This is a genomic window from Sphingomonas sp. BAUL-RG-20F-R05-02 (genome assembly GCF_022662305.1).
In the GTDB taxonomy this organism is placed as follows: Bacteria; Pseudomonadota; Alphaproteobacteria; order Sphingomonadales; family Sphingomonadaceae; genus Sphingomonas.
Window position 1 is genome coordinate 154,433 of sequence record NZ_JAKNQH010000006.1, and the last position, 26,483, is coordinate 180,915.

17 protein-coding genes are annotated in these 26,483 nt (G+C 65.7%); 2 read left to right on the plus strand and 15 right to left on the minus strand.

Annotated elements, in window-relative coordinates; translation table 11 throughout:
- Positions 1-19: 19 nt before the first annotated feature.
- Together L8F97_RS14620 and L8F97_RS14625 are read right to left on the minus strand one after the other, a co-directional pair.
- Positions 20-601 carry a TerD family protein gene (locus tag L8F97_RS14620; RefSeq protein ID WP_242151621.1) on the minus strand — a complete coding sequence of 194 codons (582 nt, stop codon included), beginning with the start codon at positions 599-601 and terminating at the stop codon, positions 20-22.
- 98 nt (positions 602-699) lie between these two features.
- Complete coding sequence (locus L8F97_RS14625) at positions 700-4,449, minus strand: LamG domain-containing protein (protein ID WP_242151771.1); 3,750 nt, start codon at positions 4,447-4,449, stop codon at positions 700-702.
- A gap of 334 nt (positions 4,450-4,783) precedes the next feature.
- Here L8F97_RS14625 and L8F97_RS14630 point away from each other — a divergent pair, with 334 nt between their 5' ends.
- Together L8F97_RS14630 and L8F97_RS14635 are read left to right on the plus strand one after the other, a co-directional pair.
- Positions 4,784-6,385, plus strand: a complete 1,602-nt coding sequence (locus L8F97_RS14630) for a carboxylesterase/lipase family protein (RefSeq protein ID WP_242151624.1) — start codon at positions 4,784-4,786, stop codon at positions 6,383-6,385.
- A 137-nt stretch (positions 6,386-6,522) separates the two neighbouring features.
- A complete protein-coding gene (locus L8F97_RS14635; RefSeq protein ID WP_242151627.1) occupies positions 6,523-7,236 on the plus strand; it encodes a LamG domain-containing protein in 714 nt (237 codons plus the stop codon).
- A 14-nt stretch (positions 7,237-7,250) separates the two neighbouring features.
- Here the strand turns inward: L8F97_RS14635 and L8F97_RS14640 are convergent, their stop codons facing one another.
- The 13 genes from L8F97_RS14640 to L8F97_RS14700 form a co-directional block, all read right to left on the minus strand.
- Positions 7,251-8,690: an efflux transporter outer membrane subunit gene (locus L8F97_RS14640; RefSeq protein ID WP_242151630.1), complete on the minus strand. Its 1,440-nt coding sequence runs from the start codon at positions 8,688-8,690 to the stop codon at positions 7,251-7,253.
- A complete protein-coding gene (locus L8F97_RS14645; protein ID WP_242151634.1) occupies positions 8,687-11,983 on the minus strand; it encodes an efflux RND transporter permease subunit in 3,297 nt (1,098 codons plus the stop codon). The genes L8F97_RS14640 and L8F97_RS14645 overlap by 4 nt, the downstream gene beginning before the upstream one ends.
- Complete coding sequence (locus L8F97_RS14650; RefSeq protein WP_242151637.1) at positions 11,980-15,087, minus strand: efflux RND transporter permease subunit; 3,108 nt, start codon at positions 15,085-15,087, stop codon at positions 11,980-11,982. Before L8F97_RS14650 ends, L8F97_RS14645 begins: the two co-directional genes overlap by 4 nt.
- A gap of 12 nt (positions 15,088-15,099) precedes the next feature.
- The gene (locus tag L8F97_RS14655; protein WP_242151640.1) at positions 15,100-16,389 is read right to left on the minus strand and encodes an efflux RND transporter periplasmic adaptor subunit; all 1,290 of its coding nucleotides are present in this window, start codon (positions 16,387-16,389) and stop codon (positions 15,100-15,102) included.
- Between the two features lie 134 nt (positions 16,390-16,523).
- Positions 16,524-16,808 (minus strand): DUF1467 family protein, encoded by a 285-nt coding sequence (locus tag L8F97_RS14660; RefSeq protein ID WP_242151642.1) that lies wholly within the window; start codon positions 16,806-16,808, stop codon positions 16,524-16,526.
- A 39-nt stretch (positions 16,809-16,847) separates the two neighbouring features.
- Entirely contained in the window at positions 16,848-18,425 is a 1,578-nt protein-coding gene (locus L8F97_RS14665) for a ribonuclease J (RefSeq protein WP_242151774.1), read from the minus strand.
- 223 nt (positions 18,426-18,648) lie between these two features.
- Positions 18,649-19,431 (minus strand): type III pantothenate kinase, encoded by a 783-nt coding sequence (locus L8F97_RS14670; protein ID WP_242151645.1) that lies wholly within the window; start codon positions 19,429-19,431, stop codon positions 18,649-18,651.
- A gap of 53 nt (positions 19,432-19,484) precedes the next feature.
- Positions 19,485-20,192: a biotin--[acetyl-CoA-carboxylase] ligase gene (locus L8F97_RS14675; protein WP_313932003.1), complete on the minus strand. Its 708-nt coding sequence runs from the start codon at positions 20,190-20,192 to the stop codon at positions 19,485-19,487.
- 166 nt (positions 20,193-20,358) lie between these two features.
- Positions 20,359-21,855 (minus strand): NADH-quinone oxidoreductase subunit NuoN, encoded by a 1,497-nt coding sequence (nuoN, locus tag L8F97_RS14680; RefSeq protein WP_242151647.1) that lies wholly within the window; start codon positions 21,853-21,855, stop codon positions 20,359-20,361.
- An 8-nt stretch (positions 21,856-21,863) separates the two neighbouring features.
- Positions 21,864-23,390 (minus strand): NADH-quinone oxidoreductase subunit M, encoded by a 1,527-nt coding sequence (locus L8F97_RS14685; protein WP_242151650.1) that lies wholly within the window; start codon positions 23,388-23,390, stop codon positions 21,864-21,866.
- A complete protein-coding gene (gene nuoL / locus L8F97_RS14690) occupies positions 23,387-25,498 on the minus strand; it encodes an NADH-quinone oxidoreductase subunit L (protein ID WP_242151653.1) in 2,112 nt (703 codons plus the stop codon). Before nuoL ends, L8F97_RS14685 begins: the two co-directional genes overlap by 4 nt.
- A 7-nt stretch (positions 25,499-25,505) precedes the next feature.
- Positions 25,506-25,811 (minus strand): NADH-quinone oxidoreductase subunit NuoK, encoded by a 306-nt coding sequence (gene nuoK, locus L8F97_RS14695; protein ID WP_130156446.1) that lies wholly within the window; start codon positions 25,809-25,811, stop codon positions 25,506-25,508.
- The gene (locus L8F97_RS14700) at positions 25,808-26,419 is read right to left on the minus strand and encodes an NADH-quinone oxidoreductase subunit J (RefSeq protein ID WP_242151655.1); all 612 of its coding nucleotides are present in this window, start codon (positions 26,417-26,419) and stop codon (positions 25,808-25,810) included. The genes nuoK and L8F97_RS14700 overlap by 4 nt, the downstream gene beginning before the upstream one ends.
- Positions 26,420-26,483: the final 64 nt, after the last annotated feature.

Genomic DNA, 26,483 nt, shown 5'->3' on the forward strand with positions numbered 1-26,483 from the left:
CGGAGCATCGCGCGCCGCATCACAGCGTCGCGAGGATATTGCCCATCATGTCCTTGAAGGTGCGACCGGTGGTGCGCTCACCCAGCGCCTTCATCTCCCAGCCGCCGCCGGCGCGGGACAGCTTGGCCATCACCTGGCCGGTATGCGCGCCCGAGCCGGTCAGGTCATAGCGCGCGAGTTCCTTGCCCATCGTCGTATCGACCACGCGACAATAGGCGTTGGCGATCCGGTCGAAGCTGTCGCCGGTGAAGCTGTTGACGGTAAACACCAGCGTCTCCACCTTCGGCGGCAAACGCGTGAGATCGACGTTGATCGTCTCGTCATCGCCGTCGCCCGCGCCGGTGCGGTTGTCGCCACTGTGGACGATGCTGCCGTCATGGCTGGAAAGCTGCCGGAACCACACCTGATCGACCAGCGTGCGCTGCCCGTCGAACATCAGGCACGATGCGTCGAGATCGATATCGCCGCCACCGCCGCCGAACAGGCCGAGCAGACCCTTGGCCTTGCGCACGTCCCAGCCCAGACCCATCGCGACGTGCGTCAGCGTGCCGCCGCCCGATTTCTCCAGCCGTACCGACTGGCCTTTTTGCAGACTTACCAAGCGGCTTCTCCGTAAACGGCCGGCACGGTCGCCGGGTGTGTCACAGGACTATGGCAATGCCGCCGGGCTCGCAAGACGGTTCGGTCACGCGCGGGTCGCTACCGCACGAGCGGCACCACGTTGTTGAGCATCGTCACCTCCGGCGCATCCCCGGCCAGCGCCACCCGCACGGACAGCCCGCCCGCAGCTTGCGCCGGAATCGACAGCCGCACCGCCGCCGTCTTCGGCAGCAGATCGAGCGGCGCGGCGAGCGGCGGGATGGCCGCGCTCGCCAGCACGCGCCCGCTTGCATCGATCAGGCTGGCGGTGCCGCCCGGTACGGGCCGGGCACCAAGGCTGTGCACCGTGACGTTCACGCGCGCGCCCCGCACCGTTACGTCATCCACGCCGATGCCGAGATCGGCGCGCTCCGTCACTGGCGCACCGGGGCGGGTGAGCTGGAAATCATAGACGGTGGTGGTGCCGGGCGCGAACGCGACATCGACGCCGACGCTTCGCTCCAGCGTCAGCGAGGTGGACGGACCCGTCGCCAACAGCGTCTTGCCGGAGTCGACACTCGTCGCGCGGGTCATCGACCATGTGCCGGCGGTCACGTCCCAGCCGGTCATGCGTGCGTTTTGCACATGGTCGCTGCGGTTGTAGGCGAGCACGCGGAAGTGATCGGGCGTGGCGCCGGGCAGCAGGATCGCGACCTGTTCGGCCCCGCCGGCTTCCGCGAAGCGCCAGCTGACGGTGTGGCCGGGCCACTCCTGCCCGCGCACCAGCGCGATCCCGCCGAGCCGTTCGCGCTGGAGGATATCCATCGCCGATTCCACGCGGTCGGTCCACCAATGCCCCTCGGTCATCATGTAGAACCGCTGCGTCTTGGTGGTGATCGAGTCCGCGTGCAGCCGTTCGAGCGTGGCGAGATCGCCGTTCGCCTGCCAGCCGACATAGCGCGAATACGGATCGCTGCCGGCTTTGCCGAGGATAGTCTGCCGCCACGCCGCGCCCTGCGGCGCCAGCGCGAGCGCATCCTCGTTGATCGCGGCCAGCGTGCCGGTGCCGGTCTTGGCGACGCGCGCCACGATCGGGCGGAGGTACTTGGCGTCGCCGCTCAGGCGGAACGCGCCCCATGCGGTCTGCATCGGCGTTTCGATCCCGCCGCCATCGCCGACCCGCTCGGCATCGGTCTTCCAGTTGATCTCGTTAGGAAAGCTCCAGCCGCCATCCGCGCCCTGCTTGCCGTGGGCGAGCCAGCCGTCCATCACCCCGGTCACCTGCCTTTTGGCCGCCGGATTGCCGTTGTAGAGGCCGACCAGCATCGCCGGTTGCAGCATGTTGAACGCATAGGGCTTCTGCCACGACCACGGATCGTCGCGGTAGATCTTCCGCGCGCCGTACCAGCTCGATGCGAAATGCATGTGCCCGGCCGGGTTGACCAGCAGCACGTTGCGCATCGCGCGCACCGTATCCATCAGCCGCTCGACCGCTTTGGGTTCGCCCCAGTTGAGATAGAGCCGCTCGCCGTTGGAGTTGATCCCCTCCTCATAGGTGTGGAGTTCGTCGGTGGTGATATAGCCGAGGCCATCGACCATCATGCCGTTGCGGTACACCGCGTCAGACAGCGCGCGGAGCGAGGCGTTGATCTTGTCCGGCTCGACCCCCATCAGCGCGAGACCGGGCCATTGTTCGGTCAGGTCGGTATCGTCGGAAATGCCCCCGCCGAAATCCCCGTACGGAACTTGACGCTTGTCGATCCACCAATCAACGAACTGTTGGGACAGCTTGAGGTCCTCAAGTTGGCGGAACGCCCATAGCGGCGTGCCCGCCGGTGCCGCCGCCAGCGTGACCGGCGGCGCGTCCTCGGGGCGATAGTCGATGTCCGACCAATAGGTCCGCGCCAGCGCATTGTCGGGATCGACGCGCAACAGGTCGCTGATGTCCGCGAACACGCGCGCATACAGCCCCTCGCGTTTGGAGGCGGTATGTTCCTCGACGAGGAAGCCCCAATTGTCCTTCACCTGGTTGAACCGATCGGCGACATGCTCGGCCAGCGCCTCGGCACGCGGTTTGAAGACGAGGCGAAGCTTGGCGCCCGACAGGCTATGCGCGTCGAAATCCTGTGCGGCGGAGGCGATGCTGAGCCAAAGGCTGTTCTTCGGCAGGATACGATCGCGCAGATCGAGCCACAGCGTGCGCGCCTCGCCCGGACGCACCGATACCGACACGTCGATCATGTCGCGCCCCGGCCACAGCGGGTCCTTCACGCGGATGTTGAGCGGCACGAGACCATGCGCATCGGGCGTGAGCTTCATCGCCGGCAGGTCGATGGCGATACCGTCGAGCCCATCATGCAGGTTCTGCCAGCCGTAGTCCCACGCGCGGGCGAGCGGTTTGTCGGGATCGGCATCGGCGAAGTTGGACGGGATGAGGATGTGGACGATCGGCATCGCGTGCGCCCCGCGCTGCACCGTCCCGCTGGCACCGGCGGCACCGGCGCCGATCGCCGCCTTCACGCCCGCGCTCGGCAGCGCGAGCACGGTCGAGCGCTCGTCGGGTGCGAACCGGCCGGCGATGAACGCGTTGAGCGGGGCGAGCGCGGCGAGATCGGGTGCGGCGTCGGCATTGATCGTGTAGGAGAGCTTGAAGCTGCCGGTGGGTTCCGTGCCCGCACCGACGTCATAGGCCCAGAGTTCCTGAATCGGCTGTTCCTGCATCTGGTTGATGAAGGACAGCGTGCCGCCAGTGCGGGGCGCGAAACTGTCGACACTGCGCACGACACCCTTGGCCCGGGTGGCGAGCGTCTTGCCGGACCATTCCAGCGTGCCATACGCGGCGCCCCGGATCTCGACGCGGTTGACGGTTTCGCCCGGCGGCACGGTTAGGTCGTAGCGCTTGCCGCCCTCGACATAAACGTTCCAGTCGGGCAGCTCGAAATAATCGTCGCGACCAGGCAGCCGCGAGCGGTTGTAGACGCCGGGCCATGTCGTTTCGGCGATGCCGTCGACGCCCTTCCACATCCACTCCTTCAAGTCCTTGGCGTCGGCGAACTCGACCTTGCGGATGCGCGTGACCGGATCGACCAGCGGCGGCGGGGCGGCGTGGTCCCAGCCATAGCGGTGCAACCATGCCGTGCGGCGCAGGCGTGTATCGTCAGCGGGATCAACAGGCGGCTCACCCTTGGCGGCGAGCGCGGCGATGCCGGCGTCGCCCAGCATGTGATCGTAGACGCGGATCTCGTCGAGATCGCTGCCGCGCATGAAGTTATAGCGGCTCTGCACCTGATGCGGCGACATGACGCGCCCGGCCAGCCCGAACTGGTCGAGCCCCGCGTCGAGATCGGACACCTGATCCTTGCGCGCGACCGGCTTGCCGTCGACATACAGCCGCACGCCCGCCGTCTCGTCCCATGCGAAGGCGATGTGGTGCCAAGCATCCGCTGCGGGCAGGTCCGGCATTCGCCACGAGACGCGCACGCGCGACAGATTGGCGTCGGTAACGAAGGCGTCGAAACCATGGCCGTTCCAATCGATCCGCAGGAACGCCATGTCCCAACTGCTATGATCTGCGAAACCGGTGCGGAAGATCACGAACGGCGCCTCTCCCACCGGCTGCCGCGCGCGCCAGAAGAAGCTGAGCGTGCCGCGCGCCGCGCGCATGTTGCCGGGCGCGCGCCATGCGACATAGCCGTCATCCGCCCAGCGCGCCGCACCGCCGATCGCGCCATCGGGCACGACCGTGACGCCGCTGCGGAAATTGGGCACGGGATCGCCCGCCGCGACATCGGCGGTCATGCTCTTGTCTGCGGAAACGCGGAACAGCAACCCGGTGGGATCTGCCGCGCGCGCCTGCGCGGCGGCCGGCATGGCGGCGATGACGAGCAGACTGGCGCACGCCGACAGGGCCGTGCGACTGGTCGCGCGCAATGGCTGCGGACCCTTGCCTCCGATGGTTTTCACGGGCCTCTCCCCTCGCTTTATAGAGAGCGACGACACCGCTGCGTCTGGCGAACCCTATATGGTTTGCCGGACCGTGTGGCTGGCACCCTCTCCTGTTCTGCCACCATCATGCCCAAATTTGGAAACCGGTGTCAACACAGCGAGTGGCGATCTGGTTGTAGCGCGAGTCACGGTTGCCAAACTCGTTGACACCGGTCACCATAGGGTCAGGCCGGCAACACGGCGCGAGAGGAAAATGGCTATGGCGGGCACCGCAACCGAACGTCTCGACATAGCGGTCGGGCGCCGCGCACTGATCGGCGGCGGGGCTGGCGCGGCGGCCCTCGCGCTGTTGCCGCGCGCCGCGCGTGCGGTGACGCCGGCGGCGCGGATCGTCGCCGCATCCGGCATTTTCACCGGTGAAGCGCAGAGCGCGGGCGTGGCGCATCCGGTATGGAGCTTTCGTGGCATCCGCTACGGCACCGCCGAACGTTTTCGCGCGCCGCGTGCTTACGCCACACCGGGCAAGCCGCGCCTCGCCACCGTCTTCGGCCCGGTGTGCCCGCAGACTGGTCGATATCGGCCACAGTCCGAGGATTGCCTCTATCTCAACGTCTGGACGCCGCAGCGTGCGCCAGGCGCGAAGCTGCCGGTGATGCTCTACATCCACGGCGGCGCCTATGCGAACGGCAGCGTTACCGATCCACTTAACGACGGCGCGGCGCTCGCTGGCCGTGGCGACGTGGTGGTGGTGACGGTGAACCACCGGCTCAACGCGTTCGGCTACCTCTATCTCGCACGGTTCGATCCGCGCTTCGCGGACAGCGGCAACGCCGGACAGCTCGATCTGATCTGCGCGCTGCAATGGGTCCGCGACAACATCGCCGCGTTCGGGGGTGATCCGGGTCGCGTCATGCTGTTCGGCCAGTCGGGCGGCGGCGCCAAGATCGCCACGCTGACCGGTATGCCCGCCGCGACCGGTCTGTTCCACCGTGCCGCGACGATGAGCGGACAGCAGGTAACAGCGCAGGGGCCGCTCCACGCGACCGAGCGTGCCCGCGCCTATCTCGATGCGCTGGGCGTAAAGCCTGGCAGTCTCCAGCCGCTGCTCGACATGCCTGCGGAGAGGCTGGTCGAGGCGCTGGCGACGCGCGATCCGGTGATGGCGGGCGGGCTGTCGTTCGCGCCGGTGCTCGACATGACGTGGCTGGTGCGACACCCGTTCTGGCCGGATGCCAACCCGATCGGGCTGCCGATCCCGCTGATCCTTGGCAACGTGCATGACGAGACGCGCGCGTTCGTGTCGCCCGACACGCTCGGCGGCGTGACATGGGATACGCTGCCCGACCGGCTCGCGCCCGAATTGCGGATCGACGTGCTGCCGGAATGGGTGGTCGGCGAATATCGCAGGCACTTCCCAAAATGGTCGCCGGCCGATGTGTTCTACGCCGCCTCCACCGCCGGGCGCAGCTGGCGCGGACAGGTGATCGAGGCGGAGGAGCGCGCGCACGCCGGTGCTCCGGCTTGGGTGTATCAGGTCGACTTCGGCTCCCGCACGGACCCGCGGCGTGGCGCTTTCCACACGATGGATATCCCGCTGGTGTTCGGCACGCTCGGCGCGAAGGGCTCGCAGACCGGCACGGGCGCGGATGCGCGCCCGGCCTCGGCGGCGATGCAGGACAGCTTCGTCGCGTTCGCGAAGACCGGCGATCCCAACCACGCCGGTCTCGCCGCATGGCCGAGATACGACATGCCGACGCGTGCGACGATGGTGTTCGATGTGACCAGCCGCGTCGAGAACGACCCGCGCCGCTGGCAGCGCGAGCTGTTCGCGCGCATCCCCTACATCCAACCCGGAACCTGAGCGGCGGGCGAGCCCGCACGGGGTCTCAAGCAAGGCACTGGATACGGCAAGATACTATTGGCGTGGAAAAACGAGATGCAAGGAACGCTGCAAACGCTCCGCCACACCGGCACGCAGCGTGGTGGTCAGGAGGAGGCATGATGCGCAGGCGAGACGTGGTGATGGGCGCGATCCCGATGGCAGCGCTGTCCGCCGGACTGCTCCCCGCTGTGGCGCGGGCGCGGCATGGCGCGGCGGGCGCATTATGGCGGTTCGACACGTTGCGCCACATCGGCGGACGCACACCCGAGCTGGTCGGTGCGCCCACGCTCACCACCAGCCCGTGGGGGCAAGCGACGCTGTTCGACGGTGTCGACGATGGCCTGTTGATCGATCACCATCCGCTCGCCGGCGCGCGGACCTTCACGATCGAGGCGCTGTTTCGCCCGGACGGCGGCGCCTTCGAGCAGCGCTGGCTCCACCTCGAGACGGAGGATGGCTCGGCGCCCGGCCTCAGCAAGACGCGCATCCTGTTCGAGATCCGCGTGGTCGATGACGGCTGGTATCTCGACGCCTTCACCACCGATGGCCACGCCAAGCAGACGCTGATCGTGCCGGCCAACCGCTTCCCGATCGGTCGCTGGTATCACGTCGCGCAGAGCTACGACGGCAGCATCTACCGCTCCTATGTGGATGGGGTGGAGCAGATGGCGGTTCCGGTGCGCTTCGATCCGCAGGGGCCGGGCCGTGCCGCGATCGGCATGCGGATGAACCGGGTGAACTTCTTTCACGGTGCGGTGCGGGCGGCGTTCTTCGCGCGCAGTGCGCTGGCGCCGGCGGACTTCGTGCTGCCGCAGGCGCGGAACGGATAAGCCCTGGCGCGACGTTACCGGCGCGCGGTCACGTCATCCTGCCAGCCACCGCCGAGCGCCTGGATCAACGCCACCGCCGTCGTCTGCCGGTCCGACTGAATCTGGATCAGCGCACGCCGCGCCGACAGCGCGGTGGCCTGTGCGCTCACCACGTCGGTGAAGACGACGATGCCGGATTGATACTGGAACCGCACCGACGCCTCGCTGCGATCCGCCGCGATCGACGCCTCACGCAGCAGCGCCTCCTGCCGGGCGAGGATCGCGGTGGCGGCGAGATTGTCCTGCACGTCCTGGAATGCGGTGAGCGTCACCTGCCGGTAATTGGCGACCGCCGCGTCATAGGCGGCGCGGGCCGCCGCCACCCGCGCGCGGCGCGCGCCCGCATCGAAGATCGTCTGGGCAAGCGATGCGCCGACCGACCACAAGGATGCAGCCGAGCTGAACAGCCCGGACAGGCTGTCGTTGTTGAACCCGCCGTTGCCGGACAGGTTCAGCACCGGGAAGAATGCGGCGCGTTCCACGCCGATCTGCGCGTTGGCGGCCGCGACCTGCCGCTCCGCCGCGGCGATGTCGGGGCGGCGTTCGAGCAGGGTCGACGGCACCGCGACCGGTACGGCGAGCGTCGCCGGCGTCCACTGCGCCGCCGCCGGCAGCGCGAAGGCGGCGGCGTTCTCGCCCACCAGCGTGGCGATCGCATCCTCGAACTGCGCGCGCGTGCGCTTCTGCCCCTCAAGGTCCGATCGAGCGGAGGCGAGTTGCGACTGGCCCTGGAACACGTCGCTGTGCGGGGCGATGCCGGCATTGTAGCGATTGGTGGCGATGGTGAGCGAGCGTTGGTAGGCGGTGACGGTCGCGGCGAGGCTGGCGATCTGCGCATCGCTCGCCCGCAAGCCCAGGTAATCGGTGGCGAGTTCACCGTCGATGGCGAGCTGCGCGGAGGCGAGATCGGCACGGCGCGCCTGCTCGGTCGCGCGGGCGTTGTTCACCGTGTTGGTGATCTGGCCAAACAGATCGGGTTGCCAGCTACCGCTCAGCGCGGCGCTATACGTGGTTTGCGCGCGTCCGCCGGCCGAGGACGCGACGCCGTTGGTGACGATGGTGCGCGATCCGCCGCTCTCCGAATGGGTGACCGATCCGGTGGCGGACACGGTCGGGAACAGGCTGGCACGCGCCTCGCGCGTGGCGGCGCGAGCCTGGCGGTAGGTGGCGGCGGCCTGCGCGATGGTCTGGTTGTGCGCGTGGGCGCGCACGATCAGGTCGTCGAGCGTGGCATCGCCGAAGCCGCTCCACCAGTCGGCGCGCGGCGCCTGATCGGACGGGTTGGCGGGTTGCCAGCCGTCGACCGGCTTCCACGCGGCGGACGAGGCGACGTCCGGCCGCGTGTAATGCGGCGCGAGCGAGCAGCCGGCGAGCGCCAACAGCGGCAGGAGGGCGAAACGGACGGACTTGGTCATGCGGGTTGCTCGCTGAGTTTCGAGCGCCGGGCGTGCGCGCGGCGCGACGTCAGGCGGTCGAGATAGACATAGACGACGGGCGTGGTGAGCAATGTCAGCAACTGGCTGCCGATCAGCCCGCCGATGATCGCGACCCCAAGCGGCTGGCGCAGTTCCGCCCCCTCCCCAAAGCCGATCGCGAGCGGCACCGCACCGAGCGCGGCGGCGATCGTCGTCATCAGGATCGGACGGAAGCGCAGCAGGCTCGCCTCGCGCGCGGCGGCCTCCGCGCTGATCCCGCGGGTGCGCTGCGCGTGGATGGCGAAGTCGATGATGAGGATCGCGTTCTTCTTGACGATGCCGAGCAGCAGGAACACGCCGATCAGCGCGATGATGGAGAAGTCCATCCCGAACAGCATCAGCGCCAGCACCGCGCCGACCCCGGCGGCAGGCAGCGTCGACAGCACGGTCAGCGGGTGGACCAGGCTTTCGTAGAGAATGCCGAGCACGATGTAGATCGTCACCAGCGCCGCAAGGATCAGCAACGGCTGCTGCCCCTGCGTCTGTTGCGAGGTCGCCGCTTGCCCGGCGAAGCGGCCGTGCACCGTCGTCGGCATCGCGATGTCCGCCTCGGTCGCGGTGATCGCGGCTTGCGCGGTGGAAAGCGCGACGCCGGGCGCGGTGTCGAACGAGATGGTGGTCGAAACCTCGGTACCGTCGTGGTTGACGCTGGCGGCAGTCGCGGCCTGACCGAACGCGGCGATCGCGTCGAGCGGCACCATCGTCCGCGGCGTGTTGCTCAGCGCCGATCCGGTCGACGGGCTGCGCAGCGCCGGGTTGGTCGGCACCGCCGCGCTCGCCTGCGATGCCGACTTGCCGGTAGTGTTGGTCGTGGCGGAGGTGCCGGTCAGCGTCGTCGCTGTGGTCGCGGTGGTGGTAGTATTGTTGGTGGCGGTCGCATTGGGGCCGGTCGCGATCACCGCGTCGGCATGCGCGGGCACGCGCACGTCGGGCAGCACCTGCGGGCCGCTCGCCATGCCCTCCGGCCAGCCGAGGATGACGCTGTACTGGTTCACATCCTCGTAGATGTTGGCGACGGAGCGCTGGCCGAACGCGTCGTACAGCGCGTTATCGACATCGAGCGAGGTGATGCCGAGCCGCGCGGCGGTGTCGCGATCGACGGTGAGGAAACTCTCGACGCCGTTTTCGGAAAAGTCGCTGTCGACGTTCTTGAGTTCCTTGCGCTTGCCAAGCGCGGTGGCGAGCTTCTGCGACCATTCCTTCAACGCGGCGGTGCTGTCGGCGACAAGCGTGTACTGATAGGTCGAGTTCGACTGCCGCGCGCCGATCCGCAGATCCTGCGTCGGTGCAAGGAAGATGCGGATGCCCGCGACCGGTTGCAGCTTGCCCTGGAGGCGGGTGATGATGTCCGGCTCCTTGGCGCCGTGACGCTGCCCGACCGGTTTCAGCGAGATCAGGATGAAGGCGCTGCCCGCGCGGTTGCCGCCGGTGAAGCCGACCACATTCAGCACTGCCGGATCGTGATGCAGGATGCCGACGACCTGCTTCAGCTTGCGCTGCATATCCTGGAACGACACGCTCTGATCGGCGCGTACGCCCGCGAACAGCAACGGCGATTGCTGCTGCGGGAAGAAGCCCTTGGGCACCACTATGTACAGCCACGCGGTCAGCGCCACGACGCCGAGCAGCAGCAGCAATACCAGCGGTTTCATCGCCAGCGCCCAGTCCAGCGCACGTTCGTAGCCGCGTTCGACCCGCTGATAGCCGCGCTCCAGCGTGCGCGAAACGCGGCCGGGCTCGCGATCATGCTCGGGCGGGCGCAGGAACCACGCGCACAGCATCGGCGTGGTGGTGAGCGACAGCACGAGGCTGATCAGCACCGCCGCCGACAGCGTGACGGCGAATTCGCGGAACAGCCGACCGACGATGCCGCCCATGAACAGCAGGGGTATGAACACCGCGACCAGACTGACGCTGATCGACAGCACGGTGAAGCCGACCTCCGACGCGCCCTTCAGCGCCGCTTCAAACCGGTTCATGCCCTGTTCGAGATGACGCGTGGTGTTCTCCAGCACGACGATCGCGTCGTCCACCACGAAGCCGGTCGCCACCGTAATCGCCATCAGCGACAGGTTGTTGAGGCTGAAGCCGAGGAAATACATCACCCCGAACGTGCCGAGCAGCGAAATCACCGTCGCCGCCGCCGGGATCATCGTCGCGCGGAAGTCGCGCAGGAAGGCGAACACCACGACGATGACGAGGATCAGCGCGACCAGCACGGTGATCTCGATCTCGCGCAGCGATGCGCGGATCGAGCTGGTGCGGTCCATCGCCACGTCGAGCCGGATGTCGGGCGGGAGCTGTTGGCGCAAGGCGGGCAGTTCGGCCCTGATCTGGTTGACCATGCGGATCAGGTTCGCGCCCGGCTGCTGCGTGATGTTGACGACGATCGCACGCTTGCCGTTGAACAGCCCGAGCGTGCGCGTGTCCGCCACGCTGTCGGTGACGGTGGCGATGTCACCCAGCCGCACCGCCGCCGAACCGCGCCACGCCACCACCAGCGGGCGGTAATCGGCGGCGCCCTTGCCGGCGGCGTTGGTGTAGATCTGCCAGGAGCGGCCGTTCTTGCCCTCTACCAAACCCTTTGGGCGGTTGGCGTTGGACGCCTCAATCGCGGCGCGCACGTCCTCCATGGCGATGCCGTAGGCGTTGAGCTGGTACGGGTTGACCGCAACCCGCACCGCCGGCAGCGAGCCGCCGCCGAGTTCGACGTCGCCGACGCCGGGGATCTGCGACATGCGCTGCTGGATGATGTTCGACACCGCATCGTAGATTTGCCCCGCCGTCTTGGTGTCGGAGGTGAGCGCGAGCGTGATGACCGGCTGGTTGGCGGGATTCACCTTGCGATAGGTCGGGTTCTGCCGGAGCGTGGCGGGCAGATCGACGCGTGAGGCGTTGATCGCCGCCTGCACCTCGCGCGCGGCGGCGTCGATGTTCTTCGACAGATCGAATTGCAAGGTGATCCGCGTCGAGCCGAGCGAGCTGGACGAGGTCATCTCGTTGACGCCGGCGATCGTGGAGAGGCGGCGTTCGAGCGGCGTCGCAATGCTTTGCGCCATCACGTCCGGGCTGGCGCCGGCGAGGCTTGCCGAGACGCTGATGACCGGAAAATCGACCTGCGGCAGCGGCGCCACCGGCAGCGAGAAGAACGCGGCGATCCCCGCGAGCGCGATGCCGATGGTCAGCAGCATCGTCGCGATCGGTCGCCGGATGAAGGGTGCCGACAGGTTCACGGGCGCGCTTCCGGCCCGACCTCTGGCGCCCGCGCACCCCAGCCCCGCCGCGCCAGCGATTGCTGCGCACGGTCGAAATAGAGGTAGACGACCGGGGTGGTGAAGATCGTCAGCAACTGACTGACCATGAGGCCGCCGAAGATCGCGATGCCGAGCGGGCGGCGCAGTTCGGCACCCTCGCCCATGCCGATCATCAGCGGGATCGCGGCGAACAGCGCGGCGAGCGTCGTCATCAGGATCGGGCGGAAGCGCAGGATTGCCGCCTGCCGGATCGCCTCCAGCGGCGGCAGCCCTTCGTCACGTTCGGCGGCGATCGCGAAGTCGATCATCATGATCGCGTTCTTTTTGACGATGCCGATCAGCAGCACGATGCCGATGATGCCGATCACGTCGAGATCGTGGCCCGTGATCCACAGCGCGAACAGCGCGCCGACCGCCGCCGATGGCAACGTCGACAGGATTGTGATCGGGTGGATGAAGCTCTCGTACAGCACCCCGAGCACGATGTAGACGCACACGATCGCAGCGAGGATCAGATAGAGCAGGTTCGTGAGCGAACTGGCGAATGCACCCGCCGCGCCGAGGAAGGTGGTGGAGATGCCGCGCTTGAGGTTCAGCGTCGCGACCTTGGCCTTGATCGCGTCGACCGCGCTGCCCAGCGATACGCCCGGGGCGGTATCGAACCCGATCGTCGCCGCCGGGAACTGCGCGACGTGCGTGACCTGGAGCGGCGAACTGCCTTCGCGGATCGTCGCGATCGCATTCAGCGGCGTTGCGCCTCCGGATGCTTGCAGGTGAAGCAGCCCCAGCGACTGCGGATCGGTGAGCAAGCCGGGTGCCGCTTCGAGGATGACGCGATACTGCGTGGTTTCGGTGAAGATCGTCGAGACGATGCGCTGGCCGAATGCGGAATAGAGCGCATCGTCCACGCTCGACGCGGTGATGTTGAGCCGCGCGGCGGTATCGCGGTCGATGTTGATGAACGCGGCCGAGCCTTGCGAGCCGGCATCGGTGGTGACGTTGCGCACCTTCGACACCGATTGCAGCGCGGCGGCGATGCGCTTCGCCTCGGCGTTGACGTCGGCGGTGTTCGATCCTTCGATCGACATGCGATATTGCGTTGGGCCGCTCTCGGCATCGATCGTGAGATCCTGCGTGGGTTGCAGATAGAGCTGCACGCCGGGGATCTTGTCGACCGCCTGGGTCAGTCGACGCATCACGTCGGCCTGATTGCCGTGACTTTCCTTCAAATTGACGAACATGCTGCCCGAGTTGAGCGTGGCATTGTCCGATCCGTCCACACCGACGAAGGACGACAGCGATTGTACGTCGCCATCCTGAAGGATAGCCTTCGCCGCCTGCGCCTGAAGAGCCGCCATCTTGTCGTAGGATACGCTGGTCGAGGCGACGAGCCGCGCCTGCAGCTGGCCGGTATCCTGCGTTGGGAACAACCCCTTGGGGATGACGAGATACAGCAGCACCGTCAGCGCAAGTGTGCCGATCGCCACCAGCAACGTAGCGAAGCGGCGGTCGAGCACGAAGCCGAGCGCGCGTTCGTAACGCCGCTCGACCGCGCCGAACAGCGCGGCGGAGCGCTGCGCCACCCGGCTCGGCTTTTCGTCCGCGGGCGCCTTCAGCCAGCGGGCGGACAGCATCGGCGTCAGGGTGAGCGACACCACTGCCGAGATCAGGATCGTGATCGCCAGCGTAACCGCAAATTCGCGGAACAGGCGCCCGACGATATCGCCCATGAACAGCAGCGGGATCAGCACCGCGATCAGCGAAACGGTCAGCGAGATGATCGTGAAGCCGATTTCCGCCGCGCCCTTCAGCGCCGCTTCGAAAGGCGGCACGCCCTCCTCGATATGGCGCTGGATGTTCTCGATCATCACGATCGCATCATCGACCACGAAGCCGGTGGCGATGGTCAGCGCCATCAGTGACAGGTTATCGAGGCTGTAGTTCAGCAGGTACATCACGCCGAACGTGCCGATCAGCGAGATCGGCACCGCCAGCCCCGCCACCAGCGTCGCGCGTGCGGAATGCAGGAAGAAGAAGATCACCAGCACGACCAGCGCGACCGCCAGCACCAGCTCGAACTCGACATCGCTGACCGAGGCGCGGATACCGGTGGTGCGGTCGGCGATCACCTTCGCGTCGAGGCCGGCGGGCAGGCTCTTGAGCAGTTCCGGCAACTGCGTTTTGATCGCGTCGGTGGTCTGGATGACATTCGCGCCGGGCTGGCGCTGCACGTTGAGGATGATCGCCGGCGTGGTGCCGGAGAGTGCGCCGAGGCGGGTGTTCTCCGCGCCTTCGATCACCTGTGCGACCTGCGAGAGCCGGACCGGTGCGGCGTTCGAATAGCTGACGATCAGGTTCTTGTAATCATCGACGGATTCAAGCTGATCGTTGGCGTTGATCTGGTACGATCGGTTCGGCCCGTCGAAACTGCCCTTGGCGCTGTTGGCATTGGCATTGTCGATCGCGGTGCGCAGTTGCGACAGCGACAGGCCGTAGCTCGCCAGTGCCTGCGTATCGGCGCGAATTCGCATCGCAGGCTTCTGCCCGCCCGCCAACGAGACAAGCCCGACGCCGCTGATCTGGCTGATCTTCTGCGCCAGCCGCGTGTCGACGATCGATTGCACCTGCGTCAGCGGGATCGTCTTCGAGCTTATCGCGATGGTCAGCACCGGCGCATCGGCCGGATTGACCTTGGCATAGACCGGCGGCGCGGGCAGATCAGCCGGCAGCAGCGCGGACGAGGCGTTGATCGCCGCCTGCACCTCCTGCTCGGCCACGTCGAGGCCCTCGCTCAACCCGAATTGTAGCGTGATCACCGACGCACCCGCCGAACTGGTCGACGCCATTCGCGTCAAGCCCGGCATCTCGCCGAACTGGCGTTCCAGCGGCGCGGTGACGGTCTGGCTCATCACGTCGGGGCTGCCGCCGGGGTAGAGCGTGGTCACCTCGATCGTCGGGTAATCGACCTCGGGCAACGCCGACAGCGACAGCATGCGGAAGCCGACGAGGCCGGCCAGCACGATGCCGACCATCAGCAACGCGGTCGCGACCGGCCGCAGGATGAAGATGCGCGAGGGGCTCATGGGTGGTGCCGATCAGCCGCGCTGGTGGCGGCGACGCCCACCGCCCGCGCCCGCCGCCGGCTTGTCACCGGGCAGCGCGACCTTGGCGCCTTCGTTCAACCGGTCGCCACCATCGGTGATGACGATATCGCCGACGTTGAGGCCGCTCACCACCTGCACCTTGTCGGCGGTGGTGATACCGGTCTTGATCTTGCGCTGTGTTACCGTCTTGTCGGGCTTGAGCAGCCAGACGAAGCTCGAATCCTGACCGGAACGCACGGCGGCGGGCGGGATTGTCACGGCCCCCACGATCGTATCGACGGTGAGCCGAACGTTGACGAACTGGCTAGGGTAAAGCTGGCCGCCTGCGTTGGCGAACCGCGCCTTGCCCTTGATCGTACCGGTGGTGGTGTCGACCTGGTTGTTGAGCGTCGAGAACCGCCCCTGGTCCAGCGTCTGCGTGCGGGTCCGGTCGAGTGCCGTCGCCGGGATCTCCGCGCCTTGCGCGACACGCTTGCCGATCGCGGGCGCCTGATCCTGCGGCACCGCGAACTCGACGTCGATCGGCTGGAGCGTGGTGACCACGACGATGCCGTTGGCATCGCCCGCACCGATGTAATTGCCGACATCGACCACCTTCAGGCCGGCGCGACCGTTAACCGGCGATATGACCCGCGTGTAGCCGAGGTTGATCTGCGCCTGCTGCACCTGCCCGCGGTCGATCGCGATCGTGCCTTCGAGCTGCTTGGCGGTGGCCGCCTGCGTATCGACATCCTGCCGCGCGATCGAATCCTGCCCGAGCAGCGTCTGGTAGCGGCTGAGCTGGACGCGCGCGTTGGCAAGCTGCGCCTGATCCCGGATCAGCGCGCCGCGTGCCTGCAACAGCGCCGCCTGATACGGACGCGGATCGATGATCGCCAGCGTCTGCCCCTTCCGCACGAGCTGCCCCTCGCGGTAGAGCAATTGCGTGATCGTGCCCGACACCTGCGGCCGCACCGTCACCGTCGCCGCCGGCGTGACCGTGCCGAGCGCCTCCACCACGATCGGCAGGTCGGCGCGCACCGCCTTGACGGTGCCGACCGTCGTCGGCTGCGCGCCACCACGACCGCCACCCCCGCCGCCGCGTCGACCGCCGCCGCCCGGCCCGCCATGCTGGTTGCTCGAACTCGCATGCGAGAGCCACACCGCGCCCAGTACGAGCAGCGCCAGCGCGGCAAGCCCGCCGATCCAGCTCAACACGCGCCCGCGCCGGCCGATCGGACGCGGCGCATCGGCCACGGTATCGTCCCGGTAGGCTGGGGAGGTAGGCTCGGCCTCGATCATGGTGTTTCCGCAGGTAGCTTTCGTTGCCGCTACCGTCTCGGAACGGGCCTTCCTGTCAATCATACAATTGTCGCAGAGTGTCGCGGGGTACCGGTTTCGGGCGGCTTTTCCCGGCTGCGCGCCAGCGTCGCGGCTCAGGAAGAAGCGGCGTCGTTCCAGGTATCGAGCACGTCGATCATCTGCGGCGTGATCCACTCGAAATGGTAATTGAGCAGGAACAGCCCCCACAGCACGGTGCCGACGATCAGCACGCGGATGATGGTGCGAAGCGGCCGGAACTCATGCGGTGCGCTTTCGGCCTGGCCCGGTACCGGCGCGACGCCCGCCTCCTCGGCGGTGCGCACACCGAAGGGAAGCACGAAAAACACCGACAGCGCGCAGAACAGGAACCAGATCGCGAACGCCGATGTCCACCGCATCTTCTGGTCCCTCTTTCCTTCCGCGCGCCGGCAGCGTGGTTACGCCTCGATCAGCAGCACGTCCACGATCGGCTTCTTGCCGGTCCACCGCGTCGCCACCTTGCGCGTGGCGAGACGGATCGCCTCACGCAACTTCTCGCGATCCTTGGGCGGCTGCTTGGTGGCGGCAATCACCGCGTCGACAGTCTCCTCGAGGAACGGCACGCGATCCTCTTCGACCGGCAGGCCGTTGTAGCGCACCTGCGGCGTGCCGATCAGCCCGCGACCGCCGATCGCCACCGCGACCGACATCTGTCCGTTGATGCTGAGCTTGCGCCGTTCGTTGATCGTCCCGCCATCCCCAGGCAACAGCACGTCGCCATCGAGCACCAGCCGGCCGATCGGCGCATGGCCTATCTTCTGCGGATTGCCCGGCGCCAGCCGCACGATCTCGCCATTCGACTGGACCAATGCCTGCGGCACCCCTTCGGAGAGGGCAAAGCGCGCCTGCTCCATCAGGTGCCGCATCTCGCCATGCACCGGCATCAGGATCTCGGGGCGCAACCACTTGTACATCTGCGCGAGTTCGGGCCGGCCCGGGTGACCGGAAACGTGGACGTGCGCCTGTCGGTCGGTGATCATCACGATCCCCTTGGCAGCCAGCTGGTTCTGGATGCGACCGATCGCGACCTCGTTGCCGGGGATCTGCTTGGAGGAGAACACCACCGTGTCGCCCGCATCGAGCTTGATCGGGTGGCTGCCGAACGCGACCCGCGACAAGGCCGCGCGATCCTCGCCCTGGCCGCCGGTTGCGACGATCATCACCTTGTCGCGCGGCAGCCGCATCGCCGCCTCCGGATCGACCGTGGCCGGGAAATCCTTGAGATAGCCGGTCGCCTTGGCAACCTTCAGGATGCGGTCGAGCGAACGCCCCGCCACGCACAGCGCGCGGCCAGTCTGCTTCGCCACCTCACCCAAGGTATGCAGCCGCGCCGCATTCGACGCGAAGGTCGTCACCAGGACGCGGCCCTTGGCCTTGGCAACCACCTCCGTGATGCCGGCACGCACGTCCGCTTCCGATCCCGAGGGATCGTTGTTGAACACATTGGTCGAATCGCACACCAGCGCGAGCACACCGCCGTCGCCGATCGCGCTCAATTGCTCCGGCGCGGCCGGCTTGCCAATCACCGGCGAGGCGTCGAGCTTCCAGTCGCCGGTGTGGAACACGCGGCCATACGGCGTGGCGATCGACAGCCCGCTCATCTCCGGGATCGAATGCGACAGCGGGATGAAATCCACGCCGAACGGCCCGAGCTGCAAGGTCTTTGTCGTGTCGACGACGTTGAGCTTGACGCGCTTTGCGTTGCCTTCCTCTTCCAGCTTGCCGCGGATCAGCCCTGCAGTGAAGGCGGTCGCATAGAGCGGAACGCCGAGATCCTCGGCGAGGTACGGCAGCGCGCCGATATGGTCCTCATGCCCATGCGTCAGCACGATGCCGAGCAGATCGTCGGCACGCTCTTCGATGAACTGCAGGTCCGGCAGGATCAGTTCGATGCCCGGATAGGCAGGATCGGCAAAGGTGATGCCGCAATCGACCATCAGCCATTTGCCCTGGCAGCCATAAAGATTGACGTTCATGCCAATTTCGCCGGAGCCACCGAGCGCCACGAAAAGCAGTTCGTTCTTGGGGGTCGTCACTAAGGTTCTGTTCTTTCAGTTGAGGCGGCATATGCCGCAAGAATTACGGGTCAGGGCCGGATCGGGCATCCCGCCACCGCCATGTGCTCAGCAGACAAGGCGGGCAGAGATACTGGCACGCGCCAGACAGGACTGGTCGGAACAAAGCTCACGCCGCATTCCATCACGGGTTCATATGGGCGCGATCCCACAGCATCGCCAGCCCCTGAATGGTCAGATCAGGCTCGATCGCGTCGAAAGCGTTGGTGTTGCGCTCGAACAGCGTCGCGAGGCCACCGGTTGCAATCACCGTCGCAGGTCTGCCGATCTCGACCTTCATCCGGCCGACCAGCCCCTCGATCATCGCAACATAGCCCCAGTAGATACCGATGTGCATCTGGCTGACGGTGTCCCGCCCGATCACGCTCGGTGACGGTGGCGCCTCGATCGCGATGCGTGGCAGCTTCGCCGCGGCGGTGACGAGCGCGTCGAGCGAGAGATTGATGCCCGGCGCGATGATGCCGCCTTTATACGCGCCGCGATAATCCGCCACATCGAACGTGGTCGCGGTACCGAAATCGATGATGATGAGATCGCCGGGGTGACGCGCGTGCGCCGCCATCACGTTCAACGCACGGTCGGCACCCACCGACTGCGGCTCCTCGACGTCAAGCGGGATTGGCCACGCCGCCTTGCCTTGCCCCGCGATCAGCGGATCGGAGCCGAAATACTTTTGCGCGAGCACCTGGAGATTGTGGAGCGCGCGCGGCACCACGGTGGCGATGATGACACCACCGACGTGGCTGCGCTCATATCCCTCGAGAACAAGCAACTGGCTCAGCCAAACCGCATATTCATCGGCGGTGCGGCGCGCATCGGTGGCGATCCGCCAGCGCGCGCGGATCGTGCCTGAATCGAGCAGTGCAAAAACGACATTGGTGTTGCCAGCGTCAATCGCGAGCAGCATTGGCGTCCCCCTTCATCTTCGCGGACCGACACCCTAGCTTCACAGCAGGAGCCTCACAGCAGGAAAATATCCGCCGCGTGAATGACACGTCGACTGCCGTCCGCCAAGCGCAGCACGAGCGCGCCGCTACTGTCGAGGCCGTCGAACAATCCCTCGACGGTGCTGTCGTCGGGCAAACGCGCGGTCAACGCAGTACCAATGGGATGGGCCCGATCAAGCCAGCGCGCGCGCACCGGCCCCAGCCCCTGCCCCCGCCAAACCCCAAGCCAGCGCGTGAACGTGTCCGCCAACGTCTCAAGGAAGCGCGCTGGATCGACCGTGGCGCCATGAGCCGCTAGGCTGGTCGTCGCCCGTTCGAGACTTTCGGGATGGTGCGCGAGATTGATGCCGATCCCCACCACCACCGCGTCGCCTGCCCGCTCAAGCAAGATACCCGACAGCTTGGCACCATTAACCAGCAAATCGTTCGGCCACTTGAGAACTGCAGTAGCTGCGGTGCTCAGATAGACCCGCACCACGTCCTCGACCGCCACGGCAGCGACCAGCGCGAGCGATGCTGCCTCAGGATCGCTGGGACGCAGTCTCACCAGCGTACTCGCATACAGATTGCCCGGCGGCGAGACCCACGCCCGCCCTTGCCGGCCGCGCCCGCCGGTTTGCTGCTCCGCCCGCAGCCACACCCCGTCCGGCCCGCCGTTCCGCGCCAAGACGAGCAGATCGGCATTGGTGGAACCGGTTTCCGCAACGGTGCGGATCGTCACTGACCGGCACCGTCGCGGCGATTGAGGTACGGAGTGGGGCGAACGTCCATGGCCGGGCTTGGTAGACCGAATAAACGCGGACGTAAGCGCCTAAGAGTGGCGCGCTCTAGGCTCCATAATCGGGTTGGGCCGGACACAGATCGTGCGGCGACCAAACCGCAGATGCTCAGAACAGCGCCTTTGCCGCTGCCATGGTCGCCAGCCCGAGCGGCGCAAGCAGCACCCACCCAACGGGTGACACGAACACCGCCGCCGCCGTTATAAGGCCGCCTTCGACGACGTCGCCGCTCTTGCCAAAGCCGTCGCCGACCGGCTCATCGAAATACATGACCTTGATGACGCGCAGATAGTAATATGCGCCAATCACCGAAGCCACGAAGCCGACCACCGCGAGCGGGTAAAGACCCGCCTGTACCGCGGCGTTGAAGACCGCAAGCTTCGCGTTGAAGCCGAGCAGCGGCGGAATACCCGCGAGACTGAACATGAAGATAGCCATCGCCAGCGCCAAACCCGGCCGCGTGCGCGACATGCCCGACAGGCTGCTGATCGTCTCTACCGGCTGCCCATCCGCACCGCGCATCTGCAGCACGACCAGAAAGCCACCAAGCGTCATGACGACATACACTGTCAGATAGAACAACACCGCCGCGACACCCGCCTGCGTCCCCGCAGCAAGGCCGACCAGCACAAAGCCGACGTTGTTGATCGACGAATAGGCCAGCAGCCGCTTGATGTTCGACTGACCGATCGCCGCGACCGCGCCGAAGATGATCGATGCGAGGCTCGCAAAGATTACGATCTGCCGCCACTGATCGACCGCCGGACCCATCGCCTCGACGGCGACACGCACTGCCAGCCCCATTGCGGCGACTTTCGGCGCGGACGCAAAGAACGCGGTTACCGGGGTCGGCGCACCTTCGTACACGTCCGGCGTCCACATATGGAACGGCACCGCACTCATCTTGAACGCCAGCCCTGCGAACACAAAGACGAGACCGAACATCAGCCCGTAATTGTGCGTGCCCGGCACGATCCCGGCATAGGCCTCGGCGATCCCGGAGAACAGCGTCGTGCCGCTGAAGCCATAAACGAGGCTGATGCCGTACAGCAGGATGCCGCTCGCCAGCGCGCCGAGCACAAAATATTTGAGGCCAGCCTCTGCCGAACGCGTGTCCCGCCGCATGAAGCTTGCCAGCACATAAGCGGCCAGGCTCTGCAATTCGAGGCCGACGTACAGCACCAGCAGGTCGCCCGCCGAAACCATCATGCCCATGCCGCACGCGGACAACAGGATCAGCACCGGATATTCAGGCCGCAGATTGTCGCCACTCGTCTGCTGGAAGAACCGCGGCGCCATCAGGATTGCCACCGCGCTCGCGCCGTAGATCAACACTTTAGAGAATGCAGCAAAAGCGTCGGCGCGGAACAGCCCGTCAAACGCAACCCCGCCGCTCGACGCCGGGCCCAGCAACGCGATCGATGCGCCAGCCAGTACCGCCACCGAAACCCATGAAATCAGCCGCGTAGAGCCCTGTCCACCCCAGGCTGCTACCAGCATCAGCACGATCGAACCTATCGACAGCACCTCCTCCGGCATCACCATCATGAGCGAGGCGCTCGGAAGCGACGGGTGCACCACGGTCATCGCGGCAGCGAGCATCATCGACGGGCTCATTGATGCGCCTCCACCTGCGAGGACGCCAAGGCCGCATGCCCGGTCACCGGCTGCGAATCCCCTACAGGCGCAGCACGATCGACCCGTGCAACCAACGTACCGACATCCTTTCGCATCGGAGCAAGGAAGCTTTCCGGATAAACACCCATCCACAGCGCAACCGCCGCGACTGGCGCCAGCAATGCAATTTCACGAACCGATAGATCGGGCATCACCCGGACATCATCCTTGGTCAAATCACCGAACACGACCCGGCGATAGAGGTAAAGCATGTAAGCGGCGCCGAGGATGATACCGGTCGTGCACACCGCAGTCGCCACGGTCGACACCTGATACGCGCCGTCGAGGCTGAGGAACTCGGCGACGAAACCGCTCGTGCCGGGCAGACCAATCGATGCCATGGTAAAGAACAGAAACAGCACCGCATATTTCGGCATATTGATGGCGAGACCGCCGTAGCGACTGATCTCACGGGTATGCAGGCGATCGTAGATCACGCCCACGCACAGGAACAGCGCGCCAGACACGAGCCCGTGGCTCAGCATCATGATCATCGCGCCCTCGAGCCCTTGCCGGTTGAAGGCGAACAATCCGATCGTCACGATCGCCATATGCGCGACCGATGAATAAGCGATGAGCTTCTTCATATCCGACTGCACCAAGGCAACCAGGCTGGTGTAAACCACCGCGATCCCGGACAGCGCAAGGATCAGCCATGTCAGTTGCGAAGACGCTTCCGGGAACATCGGCACCGAGAAGCGGAGGAACCCATAGCCGCCAAGCTTGAGGAGGACGCCGGCCAGGATCACCGAACCTGCCGTCGGCGCCTGCACGTGCGCATCCGGGAGCCAGGTATGGACCGGCCACATCGGCATCTTGACCGCGAAGGAGGCGAAGAAGGCCAGCCACAACCATGTCTGAGCAGTGCGCGGGAAGTCGGTCTTCAGCAACGTCGGGATGTCAGTCGTTCCGGTGTAATGGATCATCCACAGCATCGCGACCAGCATGAGCAGCGAGCCGAGCAAGGTGTACAGGAAGAATTTGTACGACGCGTAGATCCGGTTCGCCCCACCCCAAATGCCGATGATCAGATACATCGGGATCAGGCCGGCTTCAAAGAAGATGTAGAACAGCAGGAGATCCTGCGCCGCAAAGGTGCCGATCATCAGCACCTCCGTGAACAGGAACAGCGCCATATATTCCTGAACGCGCTTTTCGATCGCGACCCAGCTGGCCCCGATGCAGATCGGCATGAGGAATACGCTCAGCATGATGAGCATCAGCGCGAAACCGTCGATGCCAAGCTTCCAGTCGAATACGCCGATGCTGCCGGCGTTCTCGACGAACTGCCACTGGGCGCCGCCGATGTCGAAATTCGCCCAGAGCGCGATCCCGAGTATGAAATCGACCAGGGTTGCAGCCAGCGCGAGCCAACGGGCGCCGGCCGGGCTGAGGAACAGACACCCGATTGCGGCGAGTGCCGGTACTGCAAGCATCAGGGAAAGAATGGGGAAACCGCTCATCGTGTGATCGCCCAGGTCATCGCTGTGGTCAGCCCGATAAGCATGACGAACGCATAGGTGTAGAGATAGCCGGTCTGAAGGCGTCCTGCCGCGCGGCTGCTGAGCGAGACGAGCCAGGCCGAGCCGTCAGGCCCAAACCGGTTGATCGTCTTCTCGTCGCCACGGTGCCAGAACCAACGACCGATCGCGAACGCGGGCCTGACGAAGATCAGGTCGTACAGCTCGTCGAAATACCACTTGTGCAGCAGGAAATCGTATAGGACGCTGAACTGTTTGGCCATTGCGGAGGGCAGGCCCGGCTTTGCGATATAGGCGTACCAGGCGCTGACCAACCCGATCAACATAGCGATCGAAGCCGAAAGTTTGACCAGGGTCGGCAGTTCCTCGACCGCTTCGGAGAGTTCGGCGTGGAACGCGACTGCCCCGTGCCAATAGCTGTTGCCCGCGCCAGCATCCGAAAAGAACGGATGGAACACATAACCCGCGAACACCGCGCCCACCGATAGCAGGATCAGCGGGATCAGCATCGGGAACGGGCTTTCGTGGGGATGGTACCCACCCGTGCCTGCCGGCAATTCATGTGCCCCCGGCGCATGCGGATCCGGAGACGACCCCTGCCCCTCCTCGGCATCCCCACCGTGGTGAGCATGCGCCGCCTGCGTGCCGTGATCATCGTGGCCATGCGCATGATCGTCATGGCCGTGACCGTGCGCATCATGGACGGCATGCTGAATATGCTCGGACGCTGCCCAGCGCGGTTTGCCCCAGAAGGTCAGGAACATGAGACGCCAGGAGTAGAAACTGGTCAGCAACGCGACGATGATGCCGACGATCGAAGCGCCCTGCTGGTTGGCAGCCCAGGCCGAGAGGATGATCGCGTCCTTCGAATAGAAGCCTGCGAACCCGAACACGCCTTCGATACCGACGCCGGTGATCGCGAGCGTGCCCGCCATCATCGCCCAGAAGGTGATCGGGATACTTTTCCGCAGCCCACCATAATAGCGCATGTCCTGCTCGTGATGCATCGCATGGATCACCGAGCCGGCACCAAGGAATAGCAGCGCTTTAAAGAAGGCATGCGTGAACAGATGGAACATCGCGGCGCCATAAGCACCACAACCCGCCGCGAAGAACATGTAACCGAGCTGCGAACAGGTCGAATAGGCGATCACACGCTTGATGTCGGTTTGGACGAGACCACAGGTCGCCGCGAAGAAGCACGTGGCCGCACCGACCGTCATCACGACGTGCATCGCGAACGGCGACATCTCGAACATCGGCGACAGACGGCACACCATGAACACGCCGGCCGTAACCATCGTCGCCGCATGGATCAGCGCCGATACCGGAGTGGGGCCTTCCATCGCGTCCGGCAACCAAGTGTGCAGGCCGAGTTGCGCGGACTTGCCGCACGCGCCGACGAACAGCAGCAGGCAGAGGACTGTCATCGTATCTAAACGATAGCCGAAAAAGCCGATCGTCGACCCTGCCATGTGCGGCGCGGCCGCGAGGATCTCCGGGATCGAAACCGTCTTGAAGACTAGGAACGTGCCGAAGATGCCGAGCATGAAGCCAAGGTCACCGACGCGGTTGACGACGAACGCCTTGATCGCGGCGGCATTGGCCGACGGTTTGCGGAACCAGAATCCGATCAGCAGGTACGATGCAAGACCGACCCCCTCCCAGCCGAAGAACATCTGGACGAGGTTATCCGCCGTCACCAGCATCAGCATGGCGAACGTGAACAGCGACAAATAGGCGAAGAAGCGCGGCTGGTCGGGATCTTCCGACATATAGCCCCAGCTATAAAGGTGAACCAGCGCGGAGACGCTCGTCACCACCACCAGCATGACCGCCGTAAGCGCATCGACGCGCAACGACCACGAAACGTGCATGTCGCCGGATTCGATGAACTTCAGCACCGGCGTAATGACAGGCTCGCCGCCGCCGAGATAATGAATGAACACCGGCCAGGACAGTGCGCAAGCCAGGAACAAGGCGCCTGTCGTCACCGCCTTGGGGAAGGCTGCGCCGAACGACTTGTTCGAGAAGCCCGCGAGGATAGCCGCCGCGAGCGGCAAGAAAACGATGAAGAGGATCGAAGTCACGCCGGTGTTACCCCTTCATCCGGTTGACGTCGTCGACCGCGATCGTACCCCGGCCACGGAAATAGATGACGAGGATCGCCAGACCGATCGCCGCCTCGCCCGCCGCCACCGTCAACACGAACATCGCAAAGATCTGACCAACCAGATCATGCAGGAACGCTGAGAAGGCGACGAGATTGAGGTTCACCGCAAGCAGGATCAGCTCGATAGCCATCAGCATGACGATCAGGTTCTTGCGGTTGGCGATCAGGCCAAGCACGCCGAGCGCGAACAGGATCGCCGCGACGACGAGATAATGCGTAAGGCCGATCACAGTTCGATCCCCTGTCCTACGGTCGGCCGCGTGTTGCGCGTCGCATCCTGTGGACGGCGTGCGTTCTGGCGGCTGATGTTCTGCGGGCGGACACCACTGCGCTCACGGTGCGTCAAGACAATCGCGCCGATCATCGCGACGAGCAGCACCAGACCGGCACCCTCGAACACGAACAGATACCGTGAATACAGCAGCAACCCGAGCGCCTCGATGTTCGGCACGGCCGCGGAGGTTGGTGCAGCGCGACGCGCAAGTTCGATCGTCCCCGCGCTCCAGGCGCCGAAAGCGATCATGATCTCGGCCGCCAGCGCGACGGCAAAGGCCAGTCCGATCAGCGCGTAACGAACGAAACCGGCCCGCACTTCGGCGAAATCGATGTTGAGCATCATCACCACGAAGAGGAACAGCACAGCGACCGCACCCACGTACACAATGACAAGCAGCATCGCGATGAACTCAGCGCCGACAAGCACCATCAGCCCAGCGGCATTGAAAAAGGCGAGGATCAGCCACAACACGGCGTGTACCGGGTTGCGCGCAGTGATCGTCAGCACGGCTGACGCAATCACGATGACCGCGAAAAGATAGAAGGCGAAGGCCTGGATCACGATGTTACTTCGAACCCCCGTTCGCCTGAGTTTGGGTTATGGCCGTTGCAGCGCCTGGTGGCGT

Coding starts and splice junctions, on each gene's coding strand:
- L8F97_RS14670 (WP_242151645.1), bottom strand. CDS start 19,431: ATGCTGCTCGCGATTGACGCTGGCAACACCAATGTCGTTTTTGCACTG.
- L8F97_RS14640 (WP_242151630.1), bottom strand. CDS start 8,690: ATGACCAAGTCCGTCCGTTTCGCCCTCCTGCCGCTGTTGGCGCTCGCC.
- L8F97_RS14650 (WP_242151637.1), bottom strand. CDS start 15,087: ATGAGCCCCTCGCGCATCTTCATCCTGCGGCCGGTCGCGACCGCGTTG.
- L8F97_RS14660 (WP_242151642.1), bottom strand. CDS start 16,808: ATGCGGTGGACATCGGCGTTCGCGATCTGGTTCCTGTTCTGCGCGCTG.
- L8F97_RS14635 (WP_242151627.1), top strand. CDS start 6,523: ATGATGCGCAGGCGAGACGTGGTGATGGGCGCGATCCCGATGGCAGCG.
- L8F97_RS14665 (WP_242151774.1), bottom strand. CDS start 18,425: ATGAACGTCAATCTTTATGGCTGCCAGGGCAAATGGCTGATGGTCGAT.
- L8F97_RS14685 (WP_242151650.1), bottom strand. CDS start 23,390: ATGAGCGGTTTCCCCATTCTTTCCCTGATGCTTGCAGTACCGGCACTC.
- nuoN (WP_242151647.1), bottom strand. CDS start 21,855: ATGATGCTCGCTGCCGCGATGACCGTGGTGCACCCGTCGCTTCCGAGC.
- L8F97_RS14655 (WP_242151640.1), bottom strand. CDS start 16,389: ATGATCGAGGCCGAGCCTACCTCCCCAGCCTACCGGGACGATACCGTG.
- L8F97_RS14625 (WP_242151771.1), bottom strand. CDS start 4,449: ATGCCGGCCGCCGCGCAGGCGCGCGCGGCAGATCCCACCGGGTTGCTG.
- L8F97_RS14630 (WP_242151624.1), top strand. CDS start 4,784: ATGGCGGGCACCGCAACCGAACGTCTCGACATAGCGGTCGGGCGCCGC.